Source organism: Staphylococcus sp. HMSC036D05 (assembly GCF_001836225.1).
Classification (GTDB): Bacteria; Bacillota; Bacilli; order Staphylococcales; family Staphylococcaceae; genus Staphylococcus; species Staphylococcus caprae.
Window position 1 is genome coordinate 865,104 of sequence record NZ_KV827781.1, and the last position, 26,834, is coordinate 891,937.

Genomic DNA, 26,834 nt, shown 5'->3' on the forward strand with positions numbered 1-26,834 from the left:
TGCGTCATTTATAAACCCACTTGAAGATTTTTATTTATATTCAATTAGTCTTCAAATTTCTTAAATACTAACACTGCGTTGTGTCCACCAAAGCCTAAGCTGTTACTCATCGCATAAGTAATTTCTAAATCTTCAGCTTTATTAGGAACGAAATCTAAATTACATTCTTCATCTGGTGTCACAGCATGAATTGTAGGTGCTACTTTAGAGTCTCTGATAGATAAGGCTGAGAAGATAGCCTCAATTCCACCCGTTGCACCTAGTAAGTGACCAGTCATTGATTTAGTTGAACTTACTTTTAATGTTTTAGCAGCGTCTCCAAATGTATTTTGGATTGCTTTAACTTCATATAAGTCACCTACTGGCGTACTTGTGCCGTGTGCATTTAAGTATTGAACATCTTTCGCTTCGATTCCTGCATCATCTAAAGCAGCTTGCATTGCTCTTGAACCGCCTTCACCTTCTGGCGCTGGTGCAGTAATATGATAAGCATCTCCAGTTGAACCATAACCTACTATTTCCGCATAAATTTCTGCACCACGTGCTTTAGCTGATTCTAATGATTCAAGGACAACGATTCCTGCACCTTCACCCATAACAAAGCCATCACGACCTTCTTGGAATGGACGACATGCGGTTTCTTTATCATCATTTGTAGATAAAGCACGACTTGCACTAAATCCAGCAATTGCCATGTCTGTAATTGGCGCTTCTGTACCACCAGTTATCATCGCATCAGCGTCACCACGTTGGATGACTTTAAATGCTTCACCGATTGAGTTCGTACCTGTCGCACATGCTGTAACAGTTGAACCGTTAGGCCCTTTAGCACCTAAATCAATAGATACTTGTCCAGTAGCCATATCAGGGATTAACATTGGTACGAAAAATGGACTCACACGACGAGGTCCTCTTTCGACAAGTGTTGTATGTGCCGTTTCAAATGTTTCCATACCACCAATACCTGAGCCAATCCATACACCAATACGATCAGCTGTATCATCATTGATATCTAATTTTGCATCTTGTACCGCTTCTCTTGCTGCAACAACTGCATATTGTGTAAAACGGTCCATACGACGCGCTTCTTTCTTATCAATATGATCTTCAATATTAAAGTCTTTTAATTCACCTGCTAAATGCACGTTATAATTATCAGTATCAATACGTGTAATTCTATCGATACCATTAACTCCATTTAAAGCATTTTCCCATGTTGTTTTAGCATCGTTACCGATAGGAGATAAGGCTCCGATACCCGTTATAACAACTCTGTTTTTTTCATTCATACGTTATCCTCCTATTTTCCCCATTTGATAACGATTGCGCCCCAAGTTAAGCCACCGCCGAAGCCAACTAAGACTAAATTATCGTCATCTTTGATTTTTCCGTTTTGTAATTCTTGGTTAATACTTAATGGTATAGAAGCTGCTGAAGTATTACCATATTTATTAACAGAAACACTCATCTTTTCTTTTTCTATACCCAATCTTTCTCTTGCAGATTCCATAATTCGAATATTTGCTTGGTGAGGTATAAATAAATCGATATCATCTGAAGTTAAACCAGCTTTGTCAACAACACGTGTTGAGGCATCGCCCATTATTCTTACAGCAAATTTAAATACTTCTCTACCATTCATTTTTAATTTACCAGTTTCTTTATCTAAATATAAGTATTTTCCACCGCTACCATCAGAACCCATTTCATAACTGATGATACCTCGACCTTCAGAAACCTCGCCCATCACGACTGCACCGGCACCATCACCGAATAACACAGCTGTTGAACGGTCATTGAGATCAGTAATTTTAGATAATTTGTCAGCACCAACAACCAAAATATTTTTATAATCACCAGATTGGATATATTGTTTAGCTGTAATCATTGAATACATAAATCCTGAACATGCAGCGAGTTGATCCATTGTGGCTACCTTTCCAGTGCCTAATCTCTCTTGTAAAATATTAGCCACACTTGGGAATGGCATATCGCCTGTAGCTGTAGCTACGATAATCATATCAATATCTTCAGGCTGAATTCCTGCATCTTCAATTGCTTTAATACTTGCGTTATATGCTAAGTCAGATGTGTCTTGATCTTCATCTGCCCAATGTCTTTCTTTAATACCAGTCATTTTAGAAATCCATTCATCGGATGTTTCTAAAAATTGCTCAAAATAGGCATTGTCTACAATGTTTTCCGGAGCGTATGCGCCGAAACCTTTAATACCCACGTTCATGGTCGTACACCTTCTTAAATAAATTTTTAATACCAGGTATTAATTTAACACATACTTGTTTTTAAACTCAAGTAGATTCACTTTTCCTCGTTGGTTAAAGGCCTATATTTATCCACTTAATAAAGAATCCGCTTCAATATTATTTCAATTTTAATTTTTAAAATGCCTATGCAACACGCAATCATTTTAAAAACATCAGTCAAATCAAAATTGCTACAATGTATGTGTTAAGCATTGATTTACACTATACAAATTTAAATATTTCACTTAAAATAGAGATATCGATTATAAAAGCGGAGGTCAAATCAAATGAAATACCTCATGACATTTATATGGGCAGTATTATTGCTAGAAATGGTAAACTTTGTATTAAACAGTCTAAACAGTGGTCCAGCATTAAATGTAATTAACCCTATTATTATGGCTGTTGTGTTTACAATTTTTGTAGCAATTTTTGGTGCTATCATGAAACCAAGTAAAGGTTCAGATCAATACGAATCATAACATCATGAATAAAAGACGAGATACGTTGACATCAGTGTCAAACGTACCTCGTCTTTTTTTACTCTATTTTATTTTTAATAAATACAGCTTATTAAATCATTCATAAAGTAACTAATATTGATGCTTCATTAAACTTTTCTTCCTACTAAATTAATTCTTGCTTTATCTAATAATTTAGAATCTACTTGATGCAATAATTCATTTAAATAGAAAGCATTTTTCAAGTTAAGCTTGTCACTTAAAGCATAAACTACAAGTTCATAGTAATGATCTTTATCTGGAGGCGTAGGTCCTACATAATGATTTTCAATCTCTGAAAAATCTTCATCCAATAAACCTGTTGCAAAGCTGTTCTTACCTTGTACAAAGTTACCTTTATTTCTAGAAAAGTCTTCAACAATATCGATTGTATCGCTATTGACACTCACGTTAGCCACGACCCAGTGAATCCATGGGAAACCACATACTGGAACGGCATCATAATCAATTAAAGTGCAAGCAATATATTGCGTACCTGGTGGCAAATCTACTATATTAAATGGAAATGATTTAATAGGATTATTGTTAATTAAGTCAATCGGTTGTGCACCTGCAGCATAGTCATAAGGTATAATGTTGTTGTTAAAATTAGTGTTGATTTTCATGTTGACTTCTCCTTTAATTTAATGATTGATATATATAAATACATACGTGTATTATTACAAAATAAAAGTATAAATATATACTACTACAAAATCCCTGACGTTTAAATTAATATTCTTTAATAAAAAATAAATCCAAGAAAGTGACTTGCACACACTTTCTTGGATCTTTGTTTGATTCATTCTATTTCATTAAATATTTTCTGCTTTTTCAACGTCAAATTGTAATTCATTGTCAGAATTTAAATCTACTTTAATTGTTGTACCTTCAGGTAGACTTTCTTTAATCATCATGCGGGCAAGTGGTGTTTCGATTTGTCTTTGAACAAAACGTTTTAATGGTCTAGCACCAAATTGTGGTTCATAAGCCTCTTCACCTAGCCATTTTTTAGCTTTATCAGATACTTCAATTGAGATACGTTGCTCTAATAATCTAATGTTTAATTGAGTTAAGATTTTATCGACAATCATACTCATATCACTAACTGATAATGGTTTAAATAATACAATATCATCCATACGGTTTAAGATTTCAGGTTTGAAATAAGCATGTAAGCTATCCATTACCGCTTTCTCAGTACTTTCGCTAATTTCTCCAGCGTCTTTAACGTTTTCAAGTAACACTTGTGATCCAATATTACTTGTCATGATGATAATTGTATTTTTGAAATCAACACTGCGTCCTTTAGAGTCAGTAAGTCGACCTTCATCTAATATTTGAAGTAGCACATTAAAGACATCGCTGTGCGCTTTTTCTACTTCATCTAATAAAATAACTGAATAAGGATTTCGTCTAACTGCTTCAGTTAATTGTCCGCCTTCATCATGACCAACATAGCCTGGAGGGGCACCAATCAAACGAGAGACTGCATGTTTTTCCATATATTCACTCATATCAATTCGAATCATGTGTTTTTCAGAATCAAATAGTGAAGCAGCAAGTGATTTAGCTAATTCAGTTTTACCTACACCTGTCGGTCCTAAGAATAAGAAGCTACCAATAGGTCTATTTGGATCTTTGATACCTGCACGTGCTCTAACTACGGCATCAGAAACCAAGTCTACTGCTTTGTCTTGACCAACGACACGTTTATGAAGTATATCGCCAAGGTGCAATAATTTCTCTCTTTCAGTTTCTACAAGTTTAGAGACTGGAATACCTGTCCATTGACTTACAATATCGCCAATTTCTTCATCAGATACAACCTCACGAATCATTCTGTCGCTGTCTTCACCTGTTTCATCTTGGAAGACATCTTCTAACTCTCTTAATTCTTTCTCTAATTGTGGAATTTTACCGTATTGTAATTCTGCAGCTTTCTCAAGGTTGTTATTTGTTTGTGCATCTTCGAGGGCTTTTCTACTTTCATCTAATTCAGCTCGTTTTTGTTGTAATTTACCTATTTTTTCTTTTTCTTGTTCTACACGAGATTGTAATGATGCTTGTTTTTCTTTTTCATTAGAAAGCTCTTCCTGTAGTTCTTGTAGTCGTTGTTTACTTGCATTATCAGATTCATTTTTCAATGCGCTTTCTTCAATTTCCAACTGCATTACACGACGATTAACTTGGTCTAATTCAGTTGGATTAGAGCCCATTTCAGTACGAATTGTCGCACAAGCTTGGTCTACTAAATCAATCGCTTTATCAGGTAAGAATCGATCAGTAATATAACGATCTGATAATTCAGCCGCAGCGACTAGCGCACGGTCTTGGATACGAACACCATGATACACTTCATAACGTTCTTTTAAACCACGTAAGATTGAAATTGTATCTTCAACATCTGGTTCGCTGACACCTACTTTTTGGAAACGACGCTCTAAGGCAGAATCTTTTTCAATATATTCTCTATATTCGTTTAACGTTGTTGCACCAATACAATGCAATTCACCACGTGCTAACATTGGTTTCAACATGTTTCCTGCATCCATTGCGCCCTCAGTTTTACCAGCGCCGACTAACATGTGAATTTCATCTATAAATAGAATAATACGACCTTCTGATTCTTTCACTTCTTTAAGTACTGCTTTGAGACGTTCTTCAAATTCACCTCTATATTTAGCACCAGCGACTAAAGCACTTAAATCGAGTTCGAAAATCGTTTTATCTAGTAATGATTCAGGCACATCCTTTTTAACGATACGTTGTGCTAAACCTTCTACGATGGCAGTTTTACCTACACCTGGTTCTCCGATTAATACAGGATTGTTTTTAGTTTTTCGACTTAAAATTCGAATTGTATTACGAATTTCTTCGTCTCTACCAATCACAGGGTCCATTTTACCTTGTCGAACTTCTTCTACTAAGTCACGACCATATTTTTCTAAAGCTTCGTAGTTTACTTCTGGATTTTGAGTTGTCACATGATTTCCTCCTCTTACTTTAGTGATAATTTCTTTGATAACTTCTGCTTTATTACCAATAAATTGTTGCGTTGTTTGATCAATGTCCATAGCCGCGCGTAATATATGTTCCATAGAAATGAATTCGTCTTCATATTCTTTCATATATGTTTCTGCTTTATTTAATAATTCATTGGCTTTCGGACTAATATATTGTCCGTATTGTACATTATCTCCTTGTACTGATGGATAATTTTTTAATTTATCTTCATAAGCTTTCGTTAATTGATCGACATCAATATTTGCTCTTTCTAATACACTTTTGAATAAGCTTTCACTTTCTTCTAATGTTGCTTTTAGAAGTGCTTCATTTTCAATATTTTGTAATTCATATTTTTTACTGATTTCGACTGCTTTTTGTAAAGCGCCTTGAACAGCGTAAGTCATTTGATTAATATCCAATTTTTTCACCTCTATTTATTTAGAGTAAATAGGTCTAAAGCAAATGTTTTTTGACTTTGACTTTCTTTGACCTTAATTATATTATAGACCCTCTTTCATCAATATTCAACAATTTACACTTATTTTTTGACCTTTTTTCTCTATTAATTTTTGAAAATAAATTCTACAATATCTAGTTTCTTTATACCTTTAATTACATAAAAAGAAACTAGCCCAACGTTAGCTGATTAACGTCAAACTAGTTTCTCATTAAACCTATTTCTTTTTCATATTTTTCAATATTTCATCTGTTAGAGCTTCGACACCGCTATTTTCAAGATGTATACCATCTGGGGCAAAGTACTCTGTATGTCCTTCTGAACGTTTGTACCAATCAACAAGTTTTACATTCTTGTGACTTTTAGCAGCATTTGCCATTAACTGATTCACATGGCCTTCATATGATCTTGGCACTCTCGTATTAACAAGGTAGACTTGAGCTTTTCCAAATTTATCAATTAGATCATCTAATTGCTCTTTTGAGAAATCCCCATTAGTACCTAATTCTAAAACAACTTGGTCAGAAGATTTACTATAATTCTTATAATTGCTATCTACTAATGGAAGTGCTTGATACAAGTTTCGCCCCACTTTACCATCAATATTTGCCTTCGGAACTCTAGATTTAAACTGTTCACCAATATCGACCATGACCGAGTCCCCGATTAGTAATGGTTTAATATCAGAATACACTTCATCCTCATTCTTACCTTCTTTTGTTTTTCCATCATTCGTAAGCGTAATGTCATCAATAGGCAACATATGGATCAGATATTTGTCATTTTCATTTGTATTAAATGATTGTGCTTTATCAGAAATTTTATCTTTACCTAATTTATCAAATGCACCTGCAAGTATCAGAATAAGTGGTAATGCTAATATAATTGTTACCACAGTTCTTATAAATTGAGGTTTAAATCTCTTCTTAATAGCAAACGCTTTAAGTCCTTGCTTTCTGAAAGGTGTCTCTACGTATCGATAAGATAATTCGGCAAACATAACAGTTAATATGATATCTAAGAAATAAACATAAACTGGAATTTGCCCGTCTATATAATGACTATGAATGAAACTAATTATAGGAAAATGCCACAAGTACAGACTATATGACCGTTTACCAATATAGACAAACAATGGATTACCTAAGGCTTTAGATACCAATGTAGCAGGATGAACGACACTCGCTATGATAAGTAAAGACATAGCTGAGATGAGATAAAACCCGCCATTGTAAATCCAGTCACTCTCATCTTTAACTGTAAAGAATAAAACAACTAAAAATAACAAACCGACTATTCCGGCAGTATCAATAGTTGCTTTTAGTGCCCTAGGTGGATTTGCCTTAAGTTTAAATGGTGGCCACATAAATGCAAGAAGTACACCTAACAGTAATGTTTGTAGTCTTGTATCAGTGCCAAAATATACACGTGAATGATTCATATGTGGTTGAGAAATTACAACCATTAATAAAAGTGAAATTAAAGAAATAATCCAAAATACAAGCGCTACATTTTTATACTTCTTCATTGTCATCAATAATAAAATTAATATTGCTGGGAAGAACAGATAAAATTGTTCTTCAATAGCTAAAGACCATAGATGTTTTAATGGCATAAATGAAAATTGTTCAAAGTAATTCACATCTTTAGCTATATACCACCAGTTAGATACATAAAAAATTGCGGCAATAATGTCATGCTTGACCCTAACGATATTATCAGGTTCAAGAACAAGTGTTGCAAAACCAACCACAATCAATAAGGCTAACACCGCAGGTAAAAGTCTTTTTATACGTCTAATCCAGAAACTTTTAAGGTTAATAATTCCTGTTTCTTCATATTCTTTTAATAATAGACTTGTTATCAAAAAACCTGAGATAACAAAGAAAGTATCTACTCCTAAGAAACCGCCAGTGAGCCATTTCTTATTTAAGTGATAGATAATAATTCCAAGAACCGCAATTGCGCGCAAACCATCAAGTCCAGGCATATAACGCATTTTTTTACCGCGTTGATGACCTTTCTTTAATTCTTTTTCCATTTTTTATAGTCATTCCCTATTAATAATAAATTTCTAAAAATAAATAAATTGAGATTCTAACAATGATTCATTGAAGTGACAAACTTCTCAATCACACTCTTCGAATAAAACATTTTATTCAATTTTTCCCGTAAATTGACTAATTACCTTATGTTCCATTCTTGGTGTCTCATTATCAACTTATGTCGAATTCTTCACAATATTATTAATTATACTATTAATAAAGTATAAAGTTATTTATTTTAATGTGAGAATTAATTTTCCCCGAAAAGTAGTAAGTGTTAAACATTGTAATATATTTGTAACATTAATTCAATTTAAATAGCAGTTTGATTTTATTAAAAATTTCTTAACTCCATTTCAGGTTAAATAATCACTTCATAAATATTTTTTATCATTTTCCACACAAAAAAGAATAGCTACTATCATTTTCACAAAGAAAATGTGTAACTATTCCTTAAAAACACAAATTTATCCAACACCTAGAGCGATCTTCGCATAACGAGACATCATATCTTTATTCCATGGTGGGTTCCAAACAATATTAACTTCTGTATCAGAAATCTCAGGAATTTCTGCTAAAACACCTTTAATTTGTTCTATAATTTGTGGTCCTAAAGGACATCCCATAGAAGTCAATGTCATTTCAACTGTGCATAGACCTTCGTCGTCTACATCAACTTTATATACTAAACCTAAATTGACAATATCAATGCCCAATTCAGGGTCAATAACCATTTCAAGAGCTCCTAGGATGCTATCTTTTAAAGCTTCCTCCATGAGTATCACCTCTCTAAATTATCTTTATACTAATATATCAAATATCCGACAAAACGCCAATAAAATGCTATGATACTGATACATGATAATACGAAACACAAGGAGTCATTTATGCAACCATATTTAATTTGTCTAGACTTAGATGGAACATTATTAAACGACAACAAAGAAATCTCATCTTATACAAAACAAGTTTTAACTGAATTACAACAGCGCGGCCATTACATTATGATTGCTACTGGTCGACCTTATAGAGCAAGTCAAATCTACTATCATGAATTAAACATGAACACACCCGTCGTTAATTTTAACGGCGCTTATGTACATCATCCAAAAGCTCAAGATTTTGAAACAATTCATGAAGTTTTAGATGTTGAAATATCTAAGAATATCATTACTGCTCTTCAACAATCACATGTAACTAACATCATTGCTGAAGTAAAAGATTATGTCTTTATTAATAATCATGATCCCCGTCTATTTGAAGGCTTTTCAATGGGGAATCCTAAAATACAAACAGGTAATCTATTAGAGCAATTGAATGAATCTCCAACTTCTTTACTCGTTGAAGCAGATGAAGATAATATTCCAGAAATTAAAGATATGCTCACTCATTTTTATGCTGAAAATATTGAACATCGTCGTTGGGGCGCACCTTTTCCAGTAATAGAAATCGTTAAACGTGGTATTAATAAAGCACGAGGCATTGAATATGCAAAACAATATCTCAATATCGCAGACGATCGAATTATTGCATTTGGCGACGAAGATAATGATATAGAAATGATTAAATATGCTACATACGGTATTGCCATGGACAATGGATTGCAAGACTTAAAAGATGTAGCAAATCATACAACATACAGTAATAATAACGATGGCATTGGTCGCTACTTAAATGATTTCTTTGATTTAAATCTACGTTATTACTAATATATACAAATCGTAAATGGGAAGACGTGCTTAGAAGTCTCCTTCCTATAAACAAATAAAGGAGTTAACATCGTGAATAAAATTGTTATCGTCGGTGCGGTTGCAGGTGGCGCTACTTGCGCAAGTCAAATTCGCCGTTTAGATAAAGAAAGCGAGATAGTTATTTTTGAAAAGGACAGAGACATGAGCTTTGCAAATTGTGCTTTACCTTATTATATCGGCGAAATCGTTAACGAACGAGATAACGTATTGGCTTGTACACCTGAAACTTTTTATCAGAAAAAGCAAATTAAAGTCAAAACATATCATGAAGTTATAGAAATTAATGATGATAAACAAACTGTGACTGTATGCAATCGACAATCTGGAGAAACATTTGAAGAAGCATATGACACACTTATATTAAGCCCTGGTGCTAGCGCTAATTCTTTAGGGTTTGAAAGTGATATTGCATTCACTCTAAGAAACTTCGAAGATACTGAAGCGATTGATCAATTTATAAGTGAAACGGATGCAAAGCATGCACTCGTCGTAGGTGCAGGTTACATTTCTTTAGAAGTATTAGAAAATTTACATGAACGTGGCTTGAACGTGACTTTGATCCATCGCTCAAATCATATTAACAAACTAATGGATCAAGATATGAATCAACCTATTATTGATGAATTAGAAAAAAGAAATATCTCTTATAGATTCAATGAAGAAATTAGTAAAATTGATCAACATCAAGTCACTTTCACCTCTGGTAAAGTTGAAAATTACGACCTCATTATTGAAGGTGTTGGAACACATCCAAACTCTAAGTTTATTCAATCTTCAAATGTTCAATTAGATGAACATGGTTTTGTACCAGTGAACGACAAATTTCAAACTAATATTCCTAATATTTATGCTTTAGGAGATGTCATTACATCGTTTTATCGTCACGTAGATTTACAAGCACAAGTTCCACTTGCATGGGGCGCACACCGTGGTGCAAGTATTATTGCCGAACAATTAGTTGGAGATACTTCTATTTCATTTAAAGGCTATCTAGGTTCAAATATTGTTAAATTCTTTGATTATACACTTGCGAGTGTTGGCGTAAAACCAAATGAACTTGATCATTTCAATTATGAAATGGTCGAAGTGAAACAAGGCACGCATGCAGGTTATTACCCAGGAAATACTCCCCTTCATTTAAGAGTCTACTTTGAAAAGGATTCTCGTAAACTTTTACGTGCTGCGGCAGTCGGTCAAGAAGGCGTAGACAAAAGAATAGATATTATGTCAATGGCAATGATGAATCAAATGACTGTTGATGAATTGACAGAATTTGAAGTCGCTTATGCCCCTCCTTACAGTCATCCAAAAGATTTAATCAATATGATAGGTTACAAAGCAAGATAATATTAAAAAGCTGCGTATGTACCGTTGTGGTAACGTACGCAGCTTATTATTTATATTCAATTCTATCCTAAACCAAGCATTTTAGTTATAGGACCCCATGGTAAAATAATACCAATGACCATAGTTATAACAATTAATGCGATTGTAATCCAGAAGAATTTATGCCCTTCTTCTTTTTTCTTTCTTTTCGCAATAGATACTTCCATAAAAGCGATCACCGCTAAACCACATAACATTTTTAATGTTAATAACATGTGGTTACCGCCGCCACCGTGTGCAGCAGCAATAAACTCTTTTATTAATTCCCAGAAACCGGAAATCAATGTGAGTAGCATGAATAAACGCAATGCCATATGTAATGGTTTAAAGTAAGGTGTTGCACCTTGAACTTTTGAAAAGTTTAAATAAGTCGCGATAAACAAAATAATTGCTAAAACCCAACTTAAAATATGGACATGTAACATATGTGTCCCCCCATATATATTTTTCTCAACTATCATAACATATTTAGGAAATGTTAATGATAGCATCACTCTTATTTTTATTTCACAACTTCATTAAAATAATCATCATTTTAAATTTATGATATTATTCCAAGAAAAAGCGCACCCTAAAAAGTTCAATTTTACTCCAACTTTTAGGATGCACTTTAAATAATAAAGTAGTTTCTAAAAAATTCATGTCTAAAACTCATTAGAGTACAGAGACATAAATGAAAAGCATTTATTATTTATCTTCAGAAATATAAGTTGTTAACGTACCAATATTATCAATCGTAACTTTAACTTCATCGCCAGGTTGTAAGAATTGTGGTGGTTCCATACCTGCACCCACGCCTGCAGGTGTACCAGTAGCGATAATATCGCCTGGATGTAATGCAACATATTTAGAAATTTCTTCGATTAATTCATCAATTTTAAGAATCATTTCTCCCGTACTACCATCTTGACGAATTTCGTTGTTGACTTTAGTAACGATGTTTACATTCTCAGGAGTAGGAAGTTCATCTTTTGTTACGATATATGGCCCCATTGGACAAGCACCAGTTAAACTTTTAGATAAGAAAGCTTGGTCGTGAGCATTTTGTGCTGTACGGTCAGTAATATCATTAATAATTGTATAACCGTAAATATAATCTAAGGCTAAAGCTTTAGGAATCTTCTCTCCTGATTTACCGATGACGATACCTAATTCGCCTTCATAATCTAATTGGTCAGTAATGTCTTTGTGATTAGGAATTGTTGATTCATCACCTGTTAAAGATGATGCAGCTTTAGTGAATACATATAAACGTTCAACTTCATGATTTAACTCGCTTGCATGATCTTGGTAATTACGTCCAAACGCGATGACGTTATTAGGTGGAGTGACAGGTGGTAAAAACTCTACATCGTTAAATGAAATTTTAAATTCTTCTTCTCTTCCACTATCTTCAGCAGCCACTACTGCTTTACGCACTTGTTCTTGGAAATCTAGTGTTTGGTTTTGTTGTAAGCCTTGTAATAATGTTTTAGGATGGAAATCTTCTTCACCAAATTCTGCAAAGACCATTGGTAAATCCCAAACAGCATCTTCACGTTTTACTTTGACACCGTATGAAGTTCTGTCATTGTGTTTGAATGATAGAAATTTCATTCATAATCAACTCCTCATCTATATCTTATTACATATTATAACTATATCTGAGTTCAAATAACAAATATATAAGTAAGAAAATTAAGAAATTTCTTACAGAACATATTTCTCTTAGTTGTTAAAAAAGCCATGTTCTCGAATGCGATACGCTTACGAGAAACATGGCAAATTTTTAACTTTTTAATCTTTTATTTGTTCGATTATTTATCAATTTCTAACATACCAAATTTGAAGAAATAGAGATATCCTTTAACTGGTTGTTTAAGTATTGTCTCTAACGTATTACGATAATACTTCATTTGAATTTGATATTTTTCTTTAAGTTGTTGACCAATTTCATCATCGGTCATACCTTTTCTTCTATTGAATGCATCTGTTTTATAATCAACGAAATAGTATGCGCCATCCTTTTGGAAGATTAAATCAATCATACCTTGAATAATTGAAACGTCTTCTTCCGACTCAGGCAATTGATCTACTTTCGCTTGATTCACAACAAATGGTAATTCAGTATACACTTTATCCGCTTGTGCGATTTGCATATACAGATCACTTTCAATAAAACTCATCATCTCATCAAATTTGATATCTGCTTTAGCATCTTCTTCAATAATATTACGTTCGATTAATTCATCCACGTACTGGTCTAGCTCTTCTCTAGTCATACGCCCTTCTTTAAAAGGTAAATGCTGCATGACTGTATGCATTAAAGTACCGATTTCATTGGCTTTACGCTTTTTATTTTGACTTAAAAATTGAGGACGTTCATATGTAGCGACCCCAATACGATATTGTCTGACTCTGTCATAGTTCGTGTCACTTTCTTCTGTTTCAAGCTGACGCTTCAATTCAGACACAGACTGTTTTGAAGGTTTCAAAGTATCCTCTTGATATGGATATTGATATGTCAGTTGTTGATGAATTTTAGCTTTAACGTCATCATCGCCACTATTGATGTCATCCATATCACTCACTGTTCGGCGTTCATTTTCAGGGGTAACTTCTTCAGCAGATACATCTTCATAATGATCTACAACGATGGACACTCTTGGCTTCATTTCAGAATTGAGTGTTTCAATATCCTTTTCAAACTTCTGATCATGAGGTAATGACGCACTTTGATGCTTTGCAAGTATACTATAGATTAATTTAAATGAATTCTTAGCAGTTAAACGCTCATTTACAGCAATATGATTCCCAGAAATTGCCAATTGTTCAAGATCGGTTAATTCTTTTTCTTTTTTAACCCTACCTATCAAGATGAGTTGTTCTTTCGCACGCGTTAATGCGACGTAAATTAATCGCATTTCCTCAGAAATATGTTCTTTACTATTAATTGCTCTGTAAGCTACTGAAGATAGAGATGGATAGATCATTTCCTTTTCAGTATCGAAATAATCCATACCTAAACCATATTGTTGATTTAAAATGACTGGCTTAGTAAGATCGCTTTCATTATATTTCTTAGAAAGACCAGAATAGATGACGAATGGGAATTCCAAACCTTTACTACTATGAATAGTCATCATTCTAACGACATTATCGTTCGGCCCAACAATATTTTCCTCACCGAAGTCTCTTCCACGGTCAATTAATTCATCAATAAATCGAATAAATTGGAACAATCCTCTAAAGCTAGAATTTTCGAATTCTATAGCCTTATTAATGAGTCCATAAAGATTAGCTCTTCTACCCTTGCCACCGAGAAGACCACTAAAATATTGAATAACAAAGTGGTCGTTATAAAATTTATCAATTAACTGGTAAACAGGTTCACTTTGACTATAAATCTGATATTTTTTTATATCTTTGATAAATCGTTTTAACTTATCAACAAGTTGAGCATTTGCGTTGTCATCATTAATATAATGTTCTATTGATTGATAGAAATAGATATCGTTAGGACTTATCACTCGAATTTCAGCTAATTCATCTTCTGTAAATTGATAAATCACTGAACGCATTAAACCAACAAGATAAATATCTTGCAAAGGATTATCTACAGTTCGTAAAAAAGATAATACGAGTCGAACTTCAGTTTGTTCAAAGTATCCCTTTTTACTCTTAACATGAAAAGGAATGTCACTATTTTTAAACGCTTGTTGAAGATTACGAGCATTATCAGTATTTCTCTCTAATATGACTATATCTTTGTAGGTCGCATTTCTATACGTCCCATTTTTCATATCGTAAACTTGTCTATTTTCGATGATATCTTTTACTTGTTCAACAATGTAGTCCGCCTCTTGTTCGCTTCCTGTTAAATCACTAGATTCCTTATCCGCTTCAATTAATGCACGAAGTTGTACGGGATTCTCAGCTTGATCATATGGCGCACCGTAATAAAGTTGAGCCGCATCATCATAGGTGATTTCTCCTACATTTTCATCCATCATATGTTTAAATAAATAATTTGTTGTAGAGAGTACCTCTTGTCTAGAGCGGAAGTTTTGTGACAAGTCAATAACCATGCCTGAATCTTGACCATCACTTGTAAAGCGATTGTATTTTTCAATAAAGAGACTGGGATCAGCCTGTCTAAATTTATAAATCGACTGTTTTACATCACCTACCATGAACAGATTCCCGTTATGTTCGTCACCCGTTTTAATACATGACAAAATCTTTTCTTGTACACGGTTTGTATCTTGATACTCATCGACAAGTATTTCTTTAAAGTGTTCTCGATACGTTTCGGCAATGTGAGAAGGTGTCCCATCCTCATTAGTGAGAATTTGTAAGGCAAAGTGTTCATAATCTGCGAAATCCAGTAAATTGCGGCTACGTTTTTGCTTGCTAAACGCCTCAATCACATCTTTAACGATTTGAGCTAAATATGCTACTCTCGGTGCCAATTTTTGCATATCTAACTTCAAATCTTCTGCGCTTCTTGAAAAGTAGTTATTTTTCACTTCAGTGACTAGTTCTTTATAATGATCATAGTGTTTCTTAGCGTCGTTTAATGCCTCTTCCATACCTTCATTTGTTTCTTTAATTTTCTTGGATATAGAAGGAAAACGACTTACAAATTGATGAGACACAAGCGTGTCAGTGTGAATGACTTCTCCTTCTATCACTTTAGAAACAAATCGACGCTCATCTTCAACGACTTCTAAATGTTTCTCCACATCCTCTAACATAGAGAATAAATCGAAACTCTTTTGTATTTCTTCATGAGCTGCTTTTAAGAAAATCATAGCCAAATCATTTAATAATTTTAATAATTGAGCTTGTTGTTCTTCATCTCTATAAGGATGAGATAATTGATTCAACCATTCGAAAGGATTAGGATTCGCAATACTAAAGAAGTACATACGTTTAATAATGTCTCTAAATTGATCATCATTTCTATCAGATGATAATTGTTCGGTTAAATCTATAAAATCTGGATCTAAAATATCATAATGGCGTTCTAAAACATCATCAATCGTTTGATCGAGTAACAACACATTTTCAGCTTCATTACTTGTTCTGAAATTCGGATCAATATCTAATACGTCATAATGTTGTTGAATTAATTTCAAACAAAAACTATGTAACGTTGAGATTTGAGCTTGATGGATTTTAATGCGTTGATTTTTTAAATGTTCATTATTCGGCTCTTCTATTGAAGCTTCTTGAATACGCTGGTCAACACGATGTTTCATCTCACGTGCACTTAAATTTGTAAATGTTACGACTAATAAGCGGTCAACATCAATTTTATCTCTTAAGATACGCTGAATAATACGTTCTACTAAGACAGCTGTTTTACCTGATCCTGCTGCAGCAGCAACAAGCACGTCTTGACCTTTCGCATAAATACTGCGCCATTGCGCGTCAGTCCAAATCACATCATTCGGTTTAGTAGGAATCATCATTTGTCACCACCTTCGTCTATCATTTTTTGAATTAATTCCAGAGGTTTAATGGTTTCATCTACTGTGCGATAACGTTTACTATCTATCATGCCATCGACATGACATACAGATTGATAACTACAAAATTGACATGGCAATGTATTTTTGTATTTTAAAGGTGCCACTTCAGTGTGACCATCCATAATATGTGTCGCAGTGTCGATGAAGTTATTCTTGTTATGTTGAATAAATTGGCGAATAACGTCTTCATCAGCTACACGACTGGTATTCTTACTGATTGCACCTTTAGTTGTTAGACCAAGAGGGACAATATCTGAAGTGAAACTTGGTTCCATACGACTATCTATCGCATCAATGACTTCTTCATCACTATTTAGAAGACCACTCATCTTAAAGCTTTTAATTAATTCTTTATCTAATTTTTCTTCATCAATTTTGGACCAATTTTCAAATTTAATACGTGGTTCATGAACATGGAAATAAAGTAGACCTCCAGGTTTAACAATATCTGTGAGAGCTAATCTTTCTTGATTTTGCAAAACGATATCCATGTAGGTCATCATCTGCATTTGTAAACCGTAATATACTTTCGTTAAATCTAATGTAGCGCTGCTTGTTGATGATTTATAGTCAATGATATTAACATAACTATGATCACCTTTAGTATACGTATCAATACGGTCAATCTGCCCCCGAATATTAATAGGAATACCTTGTTTAGTGTGTAAAGGTTGTGCTACCAATTCCTCTTTATTTTTAGGAGATTTGCGGAAACCTGTTTCGAATCTTTGAGGTACAAATTTTGAAAATCCAGTTTGATACTTCAATGCACTTAATGTTGTCTCTACAATTGAACCTATTCTTCTAGATAAATACTTATAATACGCCGAAGAATTTAATAAATTAAATTGAACTTTAGGTAAAATCATTTCCAGCGCTTCTTCTGTTAATGCTCTGATTTTCTTGCGATCTAAGTTTTTAAAGTCTCCTTCAACGCGATCAGAGATATGTTTCAGCACTGAATGGAAAATATCTCCTAAATCAAAGTTTTGTAATTCATACTTAGTACGTTCATTTAAACGTAAACCATGTGAAGCATAATGTTTAAACGGACATTGTTGATAACCTTCAAAACGAGACACACTTGCATTGATTGTTTTTCCATATAATTCTTGCGTTAACGATTCGTTAAGTTGTATTGTTTCGTTGTCGTACGTAAGTGATGTGATTAAATAGTCTAGACCTTGATTGAGTCGCTCATCATCTCGTATGACTTGATACGCATCGAGCCATCTTATATCTACATCCTCTTGATCCAACCACGCACGTAAGGCATCAAATAATTCAATTTTAGTTTGATGAACATGTTGCATTAGACTGATTGGTTGTTCTTCATGTTCTTGATGAATGTTAGTGATCTCTAAATGATGATACATGTCTTTAATTTGTGATAGAAACGGGCTGATTTCCTTTTCATCACCAGAATTGCCCATTAAACTATATGAAAATGTCACCTTCTGGCGTGCACGTGTCATAGCAATATAACAAACAAATGCTTCATCCATTTGTAAAATATCTGAAGTAGGACTTAATTCTATATCAGCATTTTGTTCGAAATATTTCTTCTCTTCATCAGTAATCAAACTAGAAGAAGATACTGGCTGTGGCAAGGAACCATCATTCATACCTACCATATAAACGTGTTGCTTATTATCCACTTTAGCCAAATCCATTGTACCGATACTAACTTGATCCAATGTTTGAGGTATCATAACGAACTCAAGTTGTTCTAAACCTATATCGAACACCTCAAGAAATTGTTTCAAAGTCATATCTTGTGCATCAAATACAGTAACTAAGTCATCTAATATTTGTATGAAACCATTCCATATTTGGTCAATTTCTTCAGCTTGTTGATGCGCGCCTGCTACATCTAATTCATCTCTTTCTGTCATCAGTTGATTTGGTAATTCAAAATATTCCATACTTTCGTAAAAAGCAGTCGCAAAATCTCTTACAGTAGTTGCTTCGCTCATCGCTTTTTCAAAATAAAGCACTTTATCGATCACATGATTCTTCAGACGAATGACTTCTTCATATGTTTCACGTTCTTCAGGCGTTAAAGCATGTGATTTACGCCCCATCTTGTTAAACTGCTCAACATTAAAAATGTCTTCATCTAACCAGCGTTTACCATAAACACCACGTTCTAGGGCAAAATTTTCAAGTAAATCTATCAAATAACTACTATTCTTAAGTTGCGACGTCAGTATGTCAGTCTTGAATAAACGTAGCATGGCATTAATATTCCAATTGGATTGAATCACTTCTATTAAAGAGCGAATCATTTCCATGATTGGATGATGTGACATTGATTTTTTCGTATCTATATTAAAAGGAATATCATACAAAGGAAAAATAGAGTCGAATAAATAGGCATATGACTCATCACGATACAAAATTGCAATATCTTGAAACCTTAATTGATGATCGCGCACGTCTCTTAAGATTCTTCGTGCTAATTCATTCACTTCTTCTCGCATACTGGAAGATTCAAGTATTTCTATAGCATTTGAATGCCCTTGTGGCGTCATTTGTAACGCATCAAAGTCACTTTCTAAATGTTTGAGGTCCTTATTTTCAAAACGGTAACGATGATTAAATTGTGTTTTATTCAGCTCAATATTTAAGTGACTGGCAATGTCCTCTAAGTGAGTCAAAACCTCAGAGGGCTTTCTAAATAAACTAAACTGGTCTTGATTACCATCCGTGGTTAATAGTACTGTCACTTTCTTCGCGTGTTGAACAAGGGCTTCAATCATTCTATATTCAAGTGTTGAAAAGTTATGGAAACCATCAATAAATATTTCGGCACGTTTTAACCATTCTGATTGCGACATTTGATCTATAAATTGCTCTAAACTATCCTCTGTCGTTATAAATTCTCCACTCATACGTGCTTCTAAATGTCTGTATATGAGAGAAATGTCTTCTAATTTATGTTGCGTTCGTGTTTGTAATTGATGTTCAGAAATAAATTGTTCTAAATGGTCAGGTGTGACGCTATATTTTTTAAAGTCTTGAATTTGTTCAGCAAGCTTTTCACTGAATCCATAATATCTGGATTGCGAACGGTACAATTTAAGTTCTGACTCATGTTGCTGGACAATGTGATAAATCATCATTTCCATTGCGGATTTAGATAACCTTTGCTCTGTAAACCCGCCCACTTCTTGAAAAACACGATGACTTAATCTTTCAAAGTGAAGGACTTCTGTTCTTAAACTACCATTCAGTTCAGGATCATTGACAAAGGCTTGTTCAAGTTGAAATGTACTTTGTGTTGGAGCAATTAAAATGATAGGGTCACCTAATGGATCTTTTTTCATTTCGTTCTTTATATAATCAAGCATAGATGCTGATTTGCCCGTACCAGCTCTACCGATATATGTATTTAATTCCATGACATTCCCTCACTCCTTTACCTTTAATATTATCACATCAAAGTCTTGTTCTAATATAAATAGAAATGGAGATCTCTATAAAATTTATTTATAGAAATCCCCATCATTGATGTTCTTCTGTTAAGTTTTTTGCTTAATTTTTAGTGTGATCTGGATTGAAATTAGATTTAAATTCGCTAAATGGCCAGAATCTAAATGAAACTTTACCTACGATTTGATCTTTATCTATCAAACCAAATGAACGACTATCTTTACTTACTTCACGGTTATCACCTAATACTAAATATTTACCTTTAGGTATCACATTTGATTTAGGATTCGCATTTGGTAAGTCTTTAACTTTAAACGTACCAGTAATATACTCAATTTGTTTACGCTTTTCATTATAGTTTAAATATGGTTCTTCTTGCTTTTTACCATTGATATATAATGTATCGTTTTTATATTGAACACTATCGCCTGGCGTCCCAATCACACGTTTGACATAGTCATCATTTTTATTAGCATGGAAGACAATGACATTTCCTTTTTCAACACCACCGATTTTATAACCAATGATGTTAACCATGACACGTTCACCATCTTTTAACGTAGGATCCATGGAATCACCTTTAATTGTGTATGGCTTAGCTACAAATTTTCCTATTATAAATATAAGTGCAAGCGCTACGGCAATGGCGACAATCCACTCCATAATTTCTTTTTTCAACTTTTACACCTCTTCTAATTTCTAAAATTGATAGGCAAATTCTTTAAATGGGTAATATTTTAAACTTACATCGCCAATGATATCCTTTTTGTCAATCAAACCATAGCGTCTTGAGTCTGATTTGTCACTATCTTTATCATTTAATACGACATATGAACCAGGCGGAATTGTATCTCCATCCGAATTTTTAATATCACGTAATGCAATGTTATTGATTTGTCTATGTTTGGCATACTTATCATTTACACGTCTATCATCTCTGTATAAATGATGATTTCTAATTTCAATTGATTCTCCAGGCTTACCAATGATTCTGCTAAAATGAACTCGCCCATCTTGTCGATACATAATAATATCACCATGGTCAAGTAAATCGAAGGTAACTTTAATTTTATTTACAATCACTCTATCATCTTTATTTAAAGTTGGGGACATACTTTGATCTGGTATGACTGCGCCTATAATAATAAAGCTTTGAATGAATAGTACAATAATAATTGCAAAAATTAAGGAAATCAAATATTTAATCGCACGTCGCACATTTTCACTCCTTAGTAGAACCCATGAAATGTTTTTCTACTTTTTTACTAATAAACCAAAGTGCAACGAGTAATAATAGCATAATAAGCGCGCGTATCGGATTAGTAAAAATGGTAGTTACTTCCCTTCCCATTACTCCTAAAATAGTGATTGAAATTAGTTTTGAAATAGTTAATACAATAAAGTAATACTTAACTTTGATATGAGATAAACTCGCTACTAGATTAATCAACGTATTTGGTGTAAATGGAAAGCATAATAATATAAATAAAGGTATTAAACCTTGTCTATCTACAAAACTTATAAGTCTCTGAACGGACTTTCTTCTTTTAACACTTTTCATTCTCTCAGTATTCACAAGTTTCTTACACACTAGAAATACTGTAAATGTACCAGTTACGATGCCTAACCAACTGATGATAATTCCCGGAATTGAACCATATGCGTGCATTAATAGTACAACATATAGCGTCAAAGGTAACACAGGCACAATTGCTCTAAGGTAGAGCATGATGAACCCAGGAATATATCCGAATTGCCGAAATACGTCAAACCATTCTTCTAATTGATGAAACGACAAAACATCAAATCCTTTCTAGGGTTAATATTACTTTATTATTATAGTGGTAATTTACGCTTTTTGAAACAACAAAATTTTGTTAACAATATAAATCAGTCCTTAGTTGTAAGGCTCTATGAATGAAATTGAGCAATATGGTGATTCAATATTTTAATTGATTCACGTAAAAATGCCAACACCTCGAGTATATAACTCAAGACATTGGCATTTATTTTTAATGATATATGGTAAAACGAGACCTAATCATATTACATATTATAAACGGTCTTCTAATTCTTTTTTCTTATCTTCATATCCTGGTTTACCTAATAATGCAAACATGTTTTGTTTATACGCTTCAACACCAGGTTGGTTGAATGGGTTAACACCTAATTGATAGCCGCTCATCGCACAAGCAAGTTCAAAGAAGTAAACAACATAACCGAAAGTTTCTTCATCTAATTGAGGGATGTTAACTACAATATTAGGAACGCCACCGTCAGTGTGTGCTAATAATGTACCTTCGAAGGCTTTCGTATTCACTTCATCAATTGTTTTACCTGCTAAGTAATTTAATCCATCTAGATCATCGCTATCCTTTTCAATTGTAATATCATGTTTCGGATGATTGACTTTCACAACTGTTTCGAATAAGAAACGACGTCCCTCTTGAACATATTGTCCTAATGAATGTAAATCTGTTGTGTAATTGGCACTTGAAGGATAGATACCTTTGAAATCTTTACCTTCAGATTCACCGTATAATTGTTTCCACCATTCATTGAAATATTGCATAGAAGGCTCATAGTTAATTAACATTTCAGTTGTATAGCCTTTGCTATATAAGATATTACGAATAGTTGCATACTGGTACGCAATGTTTTGGTCTAAATCTTCTGATGATAATTCTTCACGAGCTTTAGCTGCACCAATCATAATGGACTCAATATTGATACCTGCTGTTGCAATTGGTAATAGACCTACTGCAGTTAATACAGAATATCTTCCACCTACATCATCAGGCACAATAAATGTTTCATAGCCTTCATTATCTGCTAATTGTTTCAATGCGCCTTTTGATTTGTCAGTAGTCGCAAAAATACGTTTCTTAGCTTCATCTTTACCATATTTATCTTCAACTAATTGTTTAAACAATCTGAAAGCAACTGCAGGTTCTGTAGTTGTACCAGATTTAGAAATTACATTTACTGAGAAATCTTTATCTGCTAAATAGTGAACTAATTCTTGTGTATAGCTTGAAGATAAATGATTTCCTACAAAAACAATTTCAGGATATTCAGTACTTGTTCTAAATGAAGAAGTTAACATTTCGATTGCTGCACGTGCCCCTAAATATGAACCCCCAATTCCAATCACTACAAGCACATCAGAATTTGATTTAATACGTTTAGATGCTTCCACAATTCTTGAAAATTCTTCTTTATCATAATCAACTGGTAAATCTAACCAACCTAAGAAGTCGTTACCTGCACCAGTGCCTTTATGGATAGTATGATGAATCGTTTTAACGATATCTTTTTGTTGTTCTAATTCATGTTTGTCGAAAAATTCTAAAGTTTTACCATAATCTAATTGAATATGAGTCATCTTATTGCCTCCTATGTTATGTACTAAATTAATTTTACTAAGTTTGTATGTGCTATTCAATTCACAAGTTTAACTCTTCTATTGAAAAGTGAGTTTTCTGTGACTTTTATCACAAAATATAATTAAACAATCTGTTCTTTCGCTAGCTTTCTATTAATATATTATTCATTTTACAGAATTTTTAAATATATCAAAAACACTATTATATCGAACTTTAATCATTATAGAGAAAAGCAACCAGATTTTTAATTTTGAATATTTATGTAATAAAATGGTTTTATTTTCATTAACAATCTGCTATGATGTAGCCATATTAAAATTCTGAAAATCATTTGAGGTGTAAACTTATGAAAGAAAAAATCGTTTTAGCCTATTCAGGCGGTTTAGATACAAGCGTTGCGGTACAATGGCTTATTGATAAGGGTTACGATGTTGTTGCATGTTGCCTAGACGTGGGAGAAGGAAAAGACTTAGACGTGGTATACCAAAAAGCGTTAGATATGGGTGCAATTGAATGTCACATTATCGATGCAACTCAAGAATTTAGCGATGATTATGTGAGCTATGCAATTAAAGGGAATTTAATGTATGAAAATGCATATCCATTAGTTTCTGCACTTTCTCGTCCATTAATCGCCAAAAAGTTAGTAGAAATAGCTGAAAAAACAAATTCTGTAGGTATTGCACATGGTTGTACAGGTAAAGGAAATGACCAAGTACGCTTTGAAGTGGCAATCAAAGCATTAAATCCTAACTTAAAAGCTTTTGCCCCAGTTCGTGAATGGGCTTGGAGTAGAGAAGAAGAAATTGATTATGCGATTCAACACAATATCCCTGTATCAATTAATCACGATTCACCTTACTCTATCGACCAAAATTTATGGGGAAGAGCAAATGAATGTGGTATTTTAGAAGATCCTTATGCTGCCCCGCCTGAAGACGCATTTGACTTAACAACACCTCTTGAAGAGACACCAGATGAGGCTGACGAAATTATCATTTCATTTAAACAAGGTATTCCAGTTCAAATCGATGGAAAAGCTTATCAACTCGATGACCTTATCTTGTACTTAAATGATCTTGCCGGAAAACATGGTATAGGAAGAATTGACCATGTTGAGAATAGAATGGTAGGTATTAAATCTAGAGAAATTTATGAAACACCAGGCGCGGAAGTATTACTTAAAGCGCATAAAGCATTGGAAACCATTACGTTAACGAAAGATGTAGCACATTTTAAACCTGTTATTGAAAAACAATTTTCAGAGCAAATATATAACGGGCTATGGTTCTCACCTCTTACAGATAGTCTAAAACTCTTTATAGATAGCACACAGCAGTATGTTGAAGGTGATGTGAGAGTTAAATTATTTAAAGGCAATGCTATCGTTAATGGTAGACAGTCTCCATATACTTTATATGATGAAAAACTTGCGACATACACTAAAGAAGATGCATTTAATCAAGAAGCAGCTGTTGGCTTTATCGACATCTATGGATTACCAACACAGGTCAATGCGATGTTACATGGAGGTTATAGTAATGAGCAATAAAGCTTGGGGAGGTAGATTTGAAGCGCAACCTGAAGATTGGGTTGATGACTTTAATGCTTCAATAGATTTTGATAAAAATCTAATCAATCAAGATGTACAAGGCAGTATTGCACATGCAACGATGCTCGCGAATCAAAATATTATTTCACAAGATGAAGCAGAGGCAATTATTAAAGGGTTAAAAGAAATTCAAAAAGATTTCAATGAAGGTCATATTGAATTCAAAGCTTCTTTAGAAGATATACATCTAAATATTGAACATGAATTAATCCAACGTATCGGTGAAGCTGGAGGTAAATTGCACACCGGACGTAGTAGAAATGATCAAGTGGCAACAGATATGCATTTATACACGAAAGCACAAGTCCAACATATTATTGAGCTCATTGAATCCTTCCAGCATACGATTGTCAATCTGGCTGACCAACATGTTGAGACGATTATGCCTGGATATACACATCTTCAACGCGCACAACCTATTTCATTTGCACATCACGTATTGACTTACTTCTGGATGTTAGAGCGTGATAAAGGCCGTTTTGAAGATAGTCTGAAACGTATCGATATTTCCCCATTAGGCGCTGCAGCTTTAAGTGGGACAACACATCCGATTGATAGACATGAAACTCAAGATTTATTAGGCTTTGCGCATATATATGAAAATAGTCTAGACGCAGTAAGCGACCGTGATTACATCGTAGAAACATTGCATAATATTTCGCTTACCATGGTTCACCTTTCTCGTTTTGCCGAAGAAATCATTTTCTGGTCAACCGATGAAGCAAAATTCATTACCCTATCAGATTCATTTTCAACTGGATCATCAATTATGCCTCAAAAGAAAAACCCAGACATGGCTGAACTCATCAGAGGTAAAGTTGGTCGAACGACTGGTCACTTAATGAGCATGTTGGTTACACTCAAAGGGCTACCTCTCGCATATAACAAAGATATGCAAGAAGATAAAGAAGGTCTATTTGATGCAATTCACACAATTAAAGGTTCTTTACGTATATTTGAAGGTATGGTTGCTTCAATGACAGTTAACACAGATCGACTTAGTGAAACTGTGAAGAAAGACTTTTCTAATGCAACAGAACTTGCAGATTACTTAGTAAGCAAGCATGTGCCTTTCAGAACAGCTCATGAAATCGTTGGAAAGATTGTTCTAGATTGTATTCATCAAGGGATTTACCTTCTAGATGTACCTTTATCTGAATATAAATCTCATCATTCGAGTATAGAAGAAGATATTTACGACTACTTAACTCCGGAAAATTGCTTAAAACGTCGTAAAAGTTATGGATCAACAGGACAAGAATCTGTAAAACATCAATTAGAGGTAGCTAAATCTTTACTAGCTAAATCATAATTAGTAAGTATAAGAACACAAATGTAAATATTAAACACCTAAATGATACAGTTTATTGAGATTACTTTAATAAATTTTGAAGTTACTAAATTTTAAATTAATATATTGTAAAATCGCCTTTCATCCTTTCAAATTATTGTAATTTTAAGATATCACTTTAA

At 33.6% G+C, this 26,834-nt stretch carries 19 protein-coding genes; 5 read left to right on the plus strand and 14 right to left on the minus strand.

Features of this window, described 5'->3' with window-relative positions; genetic code table 11:
• Nucleotides 1-44 precede the first annotated feature (44 nt).
• Nucleotides 45-1,289: a beta-ketoacyl-ACP synthase II gene (gene fabF / locus HMPREF2580_RS08675; protein WP_070832055.1), complete on the minus strand. Its 1,245-nt coding sequence runs from the start codon at nucleotides 1,287-1,289 to the stop codon at nucleotides 45-47.
• Nucleotides 1,290-1,300: 11 nt separating this feature from the next.
• Entirely contained in the window at nucleotides 1,301-2,242 is a 942-nt protein-coding gene (locus HMPREF2580_RS08680; RefSeq protein WP_070832058.1) for a beta-ketoacyl-ACP synthase III, read from the minus strand.
• Between the two features lie 309 nt (nucleotides 2,243-2,551).
• Here HMPREF2580_RS08680 and HMPREF2580_RS08685 point away from each other — a divergent pair, with 309 nt between their 5' ends.
• Entirely contained in the window at nucleotides 2,552-2,746 is a 195-nt protein-coding gene (locus tag HMPREF2580_RS08685) for a YjzD family protein (RefSeq protein ID WP_002441823.1), read from the plus strand.
• 128 nt (nucleotides 2,747-2,874) lie between these two features.
• Here the strand turns inward: HMPREF2580_RS08685 and HMPREF2580_RS08690 are convergent, their stop codons facing one another.
• The 4 genes from HMPREF2580_RS08690 to HMPREF2580_RS08705 all read right to left on the minus strand — a co-directional run bounded on the left by HMPREF2580_RS08690 (nucleotide 2,875) and on the right by HMPREF2580_RS08705 (nucleotide 9,051).
• On the minus strand, nucleotides 2,875-3,390 hold the full coding sequence (locus HMPREF2580_RS08690; RefSeq protein WP_070832061.1) for a YbhB/YbcL family Raf kinase inhibitor-like protein: 516 nt from the start codon (nucleotides 3,388-3,390) through the stop codon (nucleotides 2,875-2,877).
• Nucleotides 3,391-3,579: 189 nt separating this feature from the next.
• Nucleotides 3,580-6,192 carry an ATP-dependent chaperone ClpB gene (gene clpB / locus HMPREF2580_RS08695; RefSeq protein ID WP_070832064.1) on the minus strand — a complete coding sequence of 871 codons (2,613 nt, stop codon included), beginning with the start codon at nucleotides 6,190-6,192 and terminating at the stop codon, nucleotides 3,580-3,582.
• 255 nt (nucleotides 6,193-6,447) lie between these two features.
• Complete coding sequence (locus tag HMPREF2580_RS08700; RefSeq protein WP_002441817.1) at nucleotides 6,448-8,271, minus strand: acyltransferase family protein; 1,824 nt, start codon at nucleotides 8,269-8,271, stop codon at nucleotides 6,448-6,450.
• A gap of 471 nt (nucleotides 8,272-8,742) precedes the next feature.
• On the minus strand, nucleotides 8,743-9,051 hold the full coding sequence (locus tag HMPREF2580_RS08705; RefSeq protein ID WP_002433201.1) for a metal-sulfur cluster assembly factor: 309 nt from the start codon (nucleotides 9,049-9,051) through the stop codon (nucleotides 8,743-8,745).
• Nucleotides 9,052-9,162: 111 nt separating this feature from the next.
• On the opposite strand from HMPREF2580_RS08705, the gene HMPREF2580_RS08710 reads away from it, so the two are divergent.
• On the plus strand, nucleotides 9,163-9,984 hold the full coding sequence (locus HMPREF2580_RS08710; protein ID WP_044466319.1) for a Cof-type HAD-IIB family hydrolase: 822 nt from the start codon (nucleotides 9,163-9,165) through the stop codon (nucleotides 9,982-9,984).
• 72 nt (nucleotides 9,985-10,056) lie between these two features.
• Complete coding sequence (locus HMPREF2580_RS08715; protein ID WP_070832067.1) at nucleotides 10,057-11,373, plus strand: CoA-disulfide reductase; 1,317 nt, start codon at nucleotides 10,057-10,059, stop codon at nucleotides 11,371-11,373.
• A gap of 62 nt (nucleotides 11,374-11,435) precedes the next feature.
• Here the strand turns inward: HMPREF2580_RS08715 and HMPREF2580_RS08720 are convergent, their stop codons facing one another.
• The 8 genes from HMPREF2580_RS08720 to HMPREF2580_RS08755 all read right to left on the minus strand — a co-directional run bounded on the left by HMPREF2580_RS08720 (nucleotide 11,436) and on the right by HMPREF2580_RS08755 (nucleotide 23,748).
• Nucleotides 11,436-11,837, minus strand: a complete 402-nt coding sequence (locus tag HMPREF2580_RS08720) for a YisL family protein (RefSeq protein ID WP_070832071.1) — start codon at nucleotides 11,835-11,837, stop codon at nucleotides 11,436-11,438.
• A 262-nt stretch (nucleotides 11,838-12,099) separates the two neighbouring features.
• Nucleotides 12,100-13,008, minus strand: a complete 909-nt coding sequence (locus HMPREF2580_RS08725) for a fumarylacetoacetate hydrolase family protein (protein WP_002441813.1) — start codon at nucleotides 13,006-13,008, stop codon at nucleotides 12,100-12,102.
• Between the two features lie 200 nt (nucleotides 13,009-13,208).
• Nucleotides 13,209-16,865 (minus strand): helicase-exonuclease AddAB subunit AddA, encoded by a 3,657-nt coding sequence (addA, locus tag HMPREF2580_RS08730; protein WP_070832629.1) that lies wholly within the window; start codon nucleotides 16,863-16,865, stop codon nucleotides 13,209-13,211.
• Nucleotides 16,865-20,332: a helicase-exonuclease AddAB subunit AddB gene (addB, locus tag HMPREF2580_RS08735; RefSeq protein ID WP_070832074.1), complete on the minus strand. Its 3,468-nt coding sequence runs from the start codon at nucleotides 20,330-20,332 to the stop codon at nucleotides 16,865-16,867. The genes addA and addB overlap by 1 nt, the downstream gene beginning before the upstream one ends.
• A gap of 133 nt (nucleotides 20,333-20,465) precedes the next feature.
• Nucleotides 20,466-21,041 carry a signal peptidase I gene (lepB, locus tag HMPREF2580_RS08740; RefSeq protein ID WP_070832077.1) on the minus strand — a complete coding sequence of 192 codons (576 nt, stop codon included), beginning with the start codon at nucleotides 21,039-21,041 and terminating at the stop codon, nucleotides 20,466-20,468.
• Nucleotides 21,042-21,062: 21 nt separating this feature from the next.
• Complete coding sequence (lepB, locus tag HMPREF2580_RS08745; RefSeq protein ID WP_002441809.1) at nucleotides 21,063-21,581, minus strand: signal peptidase I; 519 nt, start codon at nucleotides 21,579-21,581, stop codon at nucleotides 21,063-21,065.
• 4 nt (nucleotides 21,582-21,585) lie between these two features.
• Entirely contained in the window at nucleotides 21,586-22,161 is a 576-nt protein-coding gene (locus HMPREF2580_RS08750; protein ID WP_037541249.1) for a TVP38/TMEM64 family protein, read from the minus strand.
• Between the two features lie 255 nt (nucleotides 22,162-22,416).
• Nucleotides 22,417-23,748, minus strand: coding sequence for a glucose-6-phosphate isomerase (locus HMPREF2580_RS08755; protein ID WP_070832079.1), 1,332 nt, complete (start codon nucleotides 23,746-23,748; stop codon nucleotides 22,417-22,419).
• A gap of 347 nt (nucleotides 23,749-24,095) precedes the next feature.
• On the opposite strand from HMPREF2580_RS08755, the gene HMPREF2580_RS08760 reads away from it, so the two are divergent.
• Nucleotides 24,096-25,301, plus strand: a complete 1,206-nt coding sequence (locus HMPREF2580_RS08760) for an argininosuccinate synthase (protein WP_070832082.1) — start codon at nucleotides 24,096-24,098, stop codon at nucleotides 25,299-25,301.
• Nucleotides 25,291-26,673, plus strand: a complete 1,383-nt coding sequence (gene argH / locus HMPREF2580_RS08765) for an argininosuccinate lyase (RefSeq protein ID WP_070832085.1) — start codon at nucleotides 25,291-25,293, stop codon at nucleotides 26,671-26,673. Before HMPREF2580_RS08760 ends, argH begins: the two co-directional genes overlap by 11 nt.
• Nucleotides 26,674-26,834 lie beyond the last annotated feature (161 nt).

What these genes read in the sequence shown, in the direction of transcription:
- addB (WP_070832074.1), bottom strand. Translation starts at nt 20,332, where the DNA reads ATGGAATTAAATACATATATCGGTAGAGCTGGTACGGGCAAATCAGCA.
- HMPREF2580_RS08755 (WP_070832079.1), bottom strand. Translation starts at nt 23,748, where the DNA reads ATGACTCATATTCAATTAGATTATGGTAAAACTTTAGAATTTTTCGAC.
- addA (WP_070832629.1), bottom strand. Translation starts at nt 16,865, where the DNA reads ATGATTCCTACTAAACCGAATGATGTGATTTGGACTGACGCGCAATGG.
- argH (WP_070832085.1), top strand. Translation starts at nt 25,291, where the DNA reads ATGAGCAATAAAGCTTGGGGAGGTAGATTTGAAGCGCAACCTGAAGAT.
- HMPREF2580_RS08705 (WP_002433201.1), bottom strand. Translation starts at nt 9,051, where the DNA reads ATGGAGGAAGCTTTAAAAGATAGCATCCTAGGAGCTCTTGAAATGGTT.
- HMPREF2580_RS08680 (WP_070832058.1), bottom strand. Translation starts at nt 2,242, where the DNA reads ATGAACGTGGGTATTAAAGGTTTCGGCGCATACGCTCCGGAAAACATT.
- HMPREF2580_RS08690 (WP_070832061.1), bottom strand. Translation starts at nt 3,390, where the DNA reads ATGAAAATCAACACTAATTTTAACAACAACATTATACCTTATGACTAT.
- fabF (WP_070832055.1), bottom strand. Translation starts at nt 1,289, where the DNA reads ATGAATGAAAAAAACAGAGTTGTTATAACGGGTATCGGAGCCTTATCT.
- HMPREF2580_RS08710 (WP_044466319.1), top strand. Translation starts at nt 9,163, where the DNA reads ATGCAACCATATTTAATTTGTCTAGACTTAGATGGAACATTATTAAAC.
- HMPREF2580_RS08685 (WP_002441823.1), top strand. Translation starts at nt 2,552, where the DNA reads ATGAAATACCTCATGACATTTATATGGGCAGTATTATTGCTAGAAATG.
- HMPREF2580_RS08720 (WP_070832071.1), bottom strand. Translation starts at nt 11,837, where the DNA reads ATGTTACATGTCCATATTTTAAGTTGGGTTTTAGCAATTATTTTGTTT.
- HMPREF2580_RS08725 (WP_002441813.1), bottom strand. Translation starts at nt 13,008, where the DNA reads ATGAAATTTCTATCATTCAAACACAATGACAGAACTTCATACGGTGTC.
- HMPREF2580_RS08700 (WP_002441817.1), bottom strand. Translation starts at nt 8,271, where the DNA reads ATGGAAAAAGAATTAAAGAAAGGTCATCAACGCGGTAAAAAAATGCGT.
- HMPREF2580_RS08760 (WP_070832082.1), top strand. Translation starts at nt 24,096, where the DNA reads ATGAAAGAAAAAATCGTTTTAGCCTATTCAGGCGGTTTAGATACAAGC.